8 protein-coding genes are annotated in these 6,221 nt (G+C 38.0%); all 8 read right to left on the bottom strand.

The genetic code is table 11. The features are described from left to right. On the bottom strand, nucleotides 1-418 hold a 418-nt coding region (locus AC1DUW_RS18830; RefSeq protein ID WP_477643187.1), incomplete at its 3' end, for a tetrahydrofolate dehydrogenase/cyclohydrolase catalytic domain-containing protein. Between the two features lie 73 nt (nucleotides 419-491). Next, complete coding sequence (gene nusB, locus AC1DUW_RS18825; RefSeq protein WP_053346912.1) at nucleotides 492-881, bottom strand: transcription antitermination factor NusB; 390 nt, start codon at nucleotides 879-881, stop codon at nucleotides 492-494. A gap of 476 nt (nucleotides 882-1,357) precedes the next feature. Beyond that, a complete protein-coding gene (locus tag AC1DUW_RS18820; RefSeq protein ID WP_376106072.1) occupies nucleotides 1,358-1,762 on the bottom strand; it encodes an Asp23/Gls24 family envelope stress response protein in 405 nt (134 codons plus the stop codon). Between the two features lie 36 nt (nucleotides 1,763-1,798). Further along, nucleotides 1,799-3,151 (bottom strand): acetyl-CoA carboxylase biotin carboxylase subunit, encoded by a 1,353-nt coding sequence (accC, locus tag AC1DUW_RS18815; protein WP_053346914.1) that lies wholly within the window; start codon nucleotides 3,149-3,151, stop codon nucleotides 1,799-1,801. A 14-nt stretch (nucleotides 3,152-3,165) separates the two neighbouring features. Next, on the bottom strand, nucleotides 3,166-3,663 hold the full coding sequence (accB, locus tag AC1DUW_RS18810) for an acetyl-CoA carboxylase biotin carboxyl carrier protein (protein WP_477643186.1): 498 nt from the start codon (nucleotides 3,661-3,663) through the stop codon (nucleotides 3,166-3,168). 621 nt (nucleotides 3,664-4,284) lie between these two features. Then, a complete protein-coding gene (locus tag AC1DUW_RS18805; protein ID WP_053346916.1) occupies nucleotides 4,285-4,884 on the bottom strand; it encodes a SpoIIIAH-like family protein in 600 nt (199 codons plus the stop codon). 14 nt (nucleotides 4,885-4,898) lie between these two features. Beyond that, nucleotides 4,899-5,567, bottom strand: coding sequence for a stage III sporulation protein AG (gene spoIIIAG, locus AC1DUW_RS18800; RefSeq protein ID WP_053346917.1), 669 nt, complete (start codon nucleotides 5,565-5,567; stop codon nucleotides 4,899-4,901). 7 nt (nucleotides 5,568-5,574) lie between these two features. After that, a complete protein-coding gene (gene spoIIIAF, locus AC1DUW_RS18795; protein WP_053346918.1) occupies nucleotides 5,575-6,183 on the bottom strand; it encodes a stage III sporulation protein AF in 609 nt (202 codons plus the stop codon). Nucleotides 6,184-6,221: the final 38 nt, after the last annotated feature.

Here is a 6,221-nt window from a genome sequence, read left to right as displayed (position 1 = left end):
CCTGTAAAAATGCATCCTGCCCTGTCATCATTCGCCCAATATTAATCGGGTGGAATCCATCAACATCCTTTTCAGGGGAAATCGCTTCAATGATCGCTTTTTCCTGAATATGTCCAGGCAATGGTAGCTGCACCAAAATACCATGAATGCTATCATCCTGGTTTAATTCATCAATGTTCTGAATTAATTCCTCCTGAGTTAAATCTCCAGGCTTTTTAATCAATACAGAATGCATTCCTAAGTCCTCACAGGCTTTTTGCTTATTGCGCACATAGGTTTGTGAAGCTTGATTGTCACCGACTAAAATAACTGCCAAACCTGGTACAATATTTTTTTCACGTAATTGTTGAACTTCCTTACTGATTTCCTGTCTAACTGCCTCTGCAATTTCTTTACCATTAATGATTTGAGCTGACATGTGTAATATTTCCTCCCAAGTTAATTTTGCTAAAGAAATTGCTGAGATTACCCTTTTTTAAAGGGCAGCTGCTTTAACCGATTTTCACCTTAACCTTGGATAAAACGGCATTCACAAAGCTGCTCGATTGATCATCACCGAATTTCTTAGCAATTTCAATAGCTTCATTCATAGCAACACTTACAGGAACATCTTCACTGTGAACCATTTCATAAACCGCGATACGCAGTAAATTCCGATCAATGTTCGCTAATCTTTCCAACGTCCAGTTCTCTAAATTGTCCCTGATCATTCCATCAAGTTGTTCACGATTTTCCGTAATCCCAGTAACTAATTTTTTGAAATATTCATCAGTAGGAGCGCCATTCAGAACGCTTTCCATTGCTTCTTCTGCATCTGACTTGGCGATATCTATCTGATATAGTGCTTGAAGGGATTTTTCACGGGCTACTCTTCTTTTCATAATCTTACTCCTTTAACATCTACTATTATATATGAAAATGCTAGAACAAACGAACATTAAATAACTTTTTTTCGAAAATATTAAGATTTTTGCTGTTTTTTTTCAAGGTTTAGCTAAATTTCACTAATATTAAGGTCAAAAGACCCTCACTCACCTATTATTCATAACATTTTTTCCAAGGTGCTTTTAAGTTAAATTGAAAACCTTATATATGTTTAATTCACAACAGAGATGTATACATTTCGAAAGTGTCAAAAAGCTCTTGCCTAGCTTTCATGCTCATATTTCATCTTTTACACTCTAACAGAAATCACCCTTGAATTAAAGGGAAACTTCCAGACACCGCCTTATTATGTTCATTTAACGTAATATTATAAGCAGGCTTTTTATACGAACGTAATCGATGGGGTAAAAAGAAAAAAACAAAAACCCGGCCTATTGCCGGGTTTTTGCAGGTGTAAGTTGAATGATGCTAATTACACTTCTTGTTCGTAATCCGCTTCCTGTTTTGCGTTTTCAAATGCTATACCGACAACATGAATGTTCACTTCGCCCGCGTCGATAGCGGTCATATTTAATAAAGCTTCACGAATGTTGTCTTGTACTTCCTGCGCAACTTTCGGAATAGAAACACCAAATTTCATGACACAATAAAGCTCGACTTTAATTGTTTCTCCAGTTAAGTCTACTTTAACACCTTTACCGTGGTTCTTTTTGCCAAGCTTTTCAACTACGCCAGTAGCAAAATTCCCGCGCATATGTGCGACACCTTCAACTTCCGATGCAGCTATACCCGCGATTACCTCTATCACCTCAGGCGCAATCTCCACTCTGCCTAGTCCACTATTGTAATCATTCATTTCGAGTAATTGGCCTTCCATTTCACTCATTCAAAGCACCTCCTGTCTTCCTTTACATTATGAGTTCATTACGTCATATATTTCAAGGAATTTGGTATTAAATTCTCCAGAAACAAATTGGTCATGCTGAAGTAACTTAATATGGAAAGGAATTGTAGTATTGATTCCCTCAATGACAAACTCACCTAGAGCACGTTTCATTTTCTCAATTGCCTCTTCCCTTGTCGGTGCATGGACAATTAATTTAGCAATCATAGAATCGTAATATGGCGGTATCGTATACCCAGGATATGCTGCAGAATCAACACGTACTCCGTAGCCACCTGGCGGTAAATACATTTGAATTTTACCGGCAGAAGGCATAAAGTTTTTCTCTGGATTTTCGGCATTGATCCGGCATTCGATTGACCAACCGTTAAATGTAACATCTTCTTGTGAAAGAGAAAGTTTGTCACCTGAAGCAACTTTGATTTGTTCTTTAATCAAATCTACACCTGTGACCATTTCTGTAACTGGATGCTCAACCTGGATACGTGTATTCATTTCCATAAAATAGTATTTTCTATTCACATAGTCATAAATAAATTCAACTGTACCAGCACCAGAGTAGTTAACAGCAAGAGCAGCCGTAACTGCAGCCTGCCCCATTTCCGCACGCATTTCACCATCAAGTGCAGGAGAAGGAGTTTCTTCAACCAGTTTTTGCAAACGTCGTTGTACCGAACAATCACGCTCTCCTAAATGGATTGCATTCCCATGATTATCAGCCATGACTTGAATTTCAACGTGACGGAAGTCTTCGATGAATTTTTCAATATACACGCCTGGATTTCCAAAAGCTGTAGCAGCTTCCTGTTGCGTAATGCTAATGCCTTTAATAAGATCTTCTTCCGTTCTAGCGACCCGGATACCTTTACCGCCGCCACCGGCTGTAGCTTTAATGATGACAGGGTAGCCCATTTCATTAGCAAGGGCTACACCCTCATCAGTATCTTTAATAATTCCTTTAGAACCAGGAACAATCGGTACACCAGCTTTGCGCATGGTTTCCCTTGCTACGTCCTTTGTCCCCATTTTATTGATTGCTTCGGGACTAGGACCGATGAATATGATATTACATTCACGGCAAAGCTCTGCAAAGTCAGCATTTTCGGCAAGGAATCCATAACCAGGGTGAATAGCATCCGATCCTGTTTTCTTGGCTGTGCTGATAATGTTCGTTGTATTTAAATAACTGTCTTTTGATAATTTAGGACCGATGCAATAAGCTTCGTCGGCAATTTGAACATGTAATGCTTCTTTGTCGGCTTCTGAATAGACCGCTACAGTTTCAATACCTAATTCCTTGCATGCCCGGATAATTCGGACTGCAATTTCCCCACGATTGGCAATTAATACCTTTTTGATCATTTAGAAACAGCTCCTCATTCCGGCTTTACTAAAAATAATGGTTGACCATATTCTACAAGTTGGCCTTCTTTTACAAGAACCTCTACAATTTCACCGCTTACTTCGGCCTCAATTTCATTGAAAAGTTTCATAGCTTCTACGATACAAACAATAGAATCTGCTGTAACTTTATCCCCTGCTTTCACGTATGCAGCAGCATCCGGAGATGGAGATTGGTAGAAAGTTCCCACCATTGGAGAAGTGATTTTATGTAAATTTTCTTGCTCAGTTACAGCAGCAGTTGGCTTAGCTGGTTCAACAGCTTTTGGCGCTGCATGGGCAGGCGCTGCTACAGGCTTAACTTCAACAGCTGCTTTAGCATGAACAACTTCTGGAGCAGCCGCTGGGTGTCCTACTGATTCTGTTTCAGGTTTCTTTAGTTTAATTTTTGTTCCTTCATTTTCATAAACGAATTCACTGATGTTAGATTGATCGACTAGCTTAATAATTTCACGAATTTCTTGCACTTTCATTTGTGGCACCCCTTGTCTAATTTGATATTAATTTTTTGAGGCAATATTTTATGTACCTTTTAACTTTAGCATGTCCATACCTTGTCCAATTCTTCACAATGAAGCCGCTTTCTAAACCAGAAAGCGATTGACTGAATAAATACCTCGTCTGTATTATAACAGAAATTTCACTTTCTTAAAATATTGTTATCTTTAGAGGACTGAAAAGTTTATGACCAGCTTCTAACATCATACAATATTAGCTTATAAAAATTCAATGATAGATTAGTTGCAACTCGATATCTATACTCCTATATTACACCTTTATTATAAGATTGTGAATATTTTTTGATTTAAAAATTGTAAGCGTTTTCTAGATTGTTTCACCAAATTACCTAAGAAAATCAGCTAAAAATTTACATTAATTACTTTTCTAGAATATTACGAAAGTTCAATATCACTATTTCTATTTGAATTACCGGAATCAATTTACACCAAAAAACCTTTTTCCCCAAAGTTTCCCAGTTGTTTTATGCTGATAAAAAACAAAAAAAAAAGTCCCTTTTTTCTAAAAAAGAGGACCCTTCTAATTTTTTTTATTTATAAACTGTTGTGTATCAGCTCTTTTTTTAGAATGTATGATTACTTTTCTGGTTGGAAATCCACAACTACATTTTGAGCATCATCCACTTCTTTACGTACGAGGCGTATAATGTTATTGGCCTCTGTTTTTGATTGTTTATCAGCTTTGACACTCACTTTTACATCCGTTCCATCGACTCGCACGAGTGCGGCATTATAATCCATGGCCACAATTAGGTTTTCGATGATATTTTCCTTTACTTTTGTCTCGCTTAATTGCTCGATTTTCGCATATGCATCTTCTCTTTCCTCAGCTGATAGTTCTGTATTGCCCATCTTCACAGTCAATTCTTCATTCAACTTTGCCCGTTCATCTTCAATCTGCATCCTTAATGATTCGAACTCATCGCCTGATGCTATGGTTACAGAAGAACCAGCAGCATTCTTAGAAGAGGTCTCTTTATCACTCTTAGTTTCTCCCTTGCTTTCTGTTTTACTTTCTGCTTTGCTTTCCGTTTTACTCTCTGTTTTACTTTCTGTCTGTTCAGTGGCTGTCATATCAGCAGCATTTTCTTCAGGAGCGGTTAAATAATAGACAGACAGTACCACTACCAGACTTAGCATAGTCAATAACCAAACGGTTTGTTTTTTTAATAACATGTAGATTTTCCCCCTTATTTTTTAGGCATAACAGATACCCGGTGACTTGGTACATCAAGTGAGCGAGTGACAGCTTCGATAATCCACTTCTTTATTTGAATATTTTCGGCCCCTTTAGCGACCACTAGGACCCCTCGTACACTAGGTTTTTTTGTTTCTGAAATGATTGGTCCTTCTTTTTCACCGCTTTTGATCAAGACTAGCTGCTCATCAACAGATGTGTCTTCAACCGTTCTTTTACCGCCTTCCTGGTCAGTTTCTTCAGTTACTTGTTTTTGAGTGACTTTATTTCTTTCGTATACTTTTTTCTCGGATGCATCCACGTAGATTACGACTTTTACATCATCGACACCCGCGATGGATTCAAGCGCTTCCTTCATTTCATTCTGAAGATATATTTCATAATCTTTTGTCGTCTTGAATTCGGATTTATTCTTCTGGCCGAATGTTTCTACATCTCCATCATCATCCTGTTTATTATTGAATACCGTCTTTACTTCGGATGTTTGTCCAGTCTGGTTGGTGGTTAACAAATTCCCTGCCATCATAATTCCTGCTCCCAAAAGGACAACTATTAGAGCATAGACATACAGGGAAGGTTTTTTTTCTTTAGGCTCTTTTTGGTCAGGGTCTTTATTTACAAGTTTTTGCAGCCAGGATAATGGACCTTTGTCTTTATTCAATACTCAGTCACTTCCTTTCCCCGGCGATTTCAATGATCTCTTTGTCGACAGACCAACTTGTTGCCAGAAACCTTTTGACAGCATCCAGATTGGCATCATCGGATGAAGACGGTCTCTCTGCATTAATATCAATTTTCGCTACTGCCTCTATCTCCGAGTCTTCTTTCCCTTCTGCCTTTTCCAATGATATGGTTATGTTTTGCAAGTCATCAATGCTTGGTTCTTCCTCATTCTTGACTCCTACATCAATTGAACTAATCTTCATGTTATAATCCACCATCAGCTCCTCTTCTACTTCTGCCTGTAAGTCAACAGCCATTTGTTTTAAAATATATGCACCCTGGGTAGCTTGTATTTCTTTTTTCTTCATTTCTGTCAAATTTCCTAAATCTTTTTTTTTCTGATCTTCAAATTCACTTGTAGCCGCTGACAGAATTTCGTCGAAATCCTTATTGAATAATCCCAATATAGGAGTGATGATAATCGCAATCAGTAAAAGTCCGATTACCATTTTGGCATATTTCTGTAAAGCTGAATTGGGAAGGAGCATATCGATTACAGTAGCCAGCAATACAAATACGATAATATTGGATACCCAGCCAGCTAAAAAACTCACCAAGCCCTCCTCCTTTCTAACGAACCATCAGTGTAATG

It is taken from the genome of Peribacillus sp. P4_C12, from assembly GCF_056402095.1.
Note: the sequence above shows the minus strand (reverse complement) of the source record. Positions and strands in the feature narration are given on the sequence as shown.

What these genes read in the sequence shown, in the direction of transcription:
- nusB (WP_053346912.1), bottom strand. Translation starts at nt 881, where the DNA reads ATGAAAAGAAGAGTAGCCCGTGAAAAATCCCTTCAAGCACTATATCAG.
- AC1DUW_RS18820 (WP_376106072.1), bottom strand. Translation starts at nt 1,762, where the DNA reads ATGGAAGGCCAATTACTCGAAATGAATGATTACAATAGTGGACTAGGC.
- accC (WP_053346914.1), bottom strand. Translation starts at nt 3,151, where the DNA reads ATGATCAAAAAGGTATTAATTGCCAATCGTGGGGAAATTGCAGTCCGA.
- accB (WP_477643186.1), bottom strand. Translation starts at nt 3,663, where the DNA reads ATGAAAGTGCAAGAAATTCGTGAAATTATTAAGCTAGTCGATCAATCT.
- AC1DUW_RS18805 (WP_053346916.1), bottom strand. Translation starts at nt 4,884, where the DNA reads ATGTTATTAAAAAAACAAACCGTTTGGTTATTGACTATGCTAAGTCTG.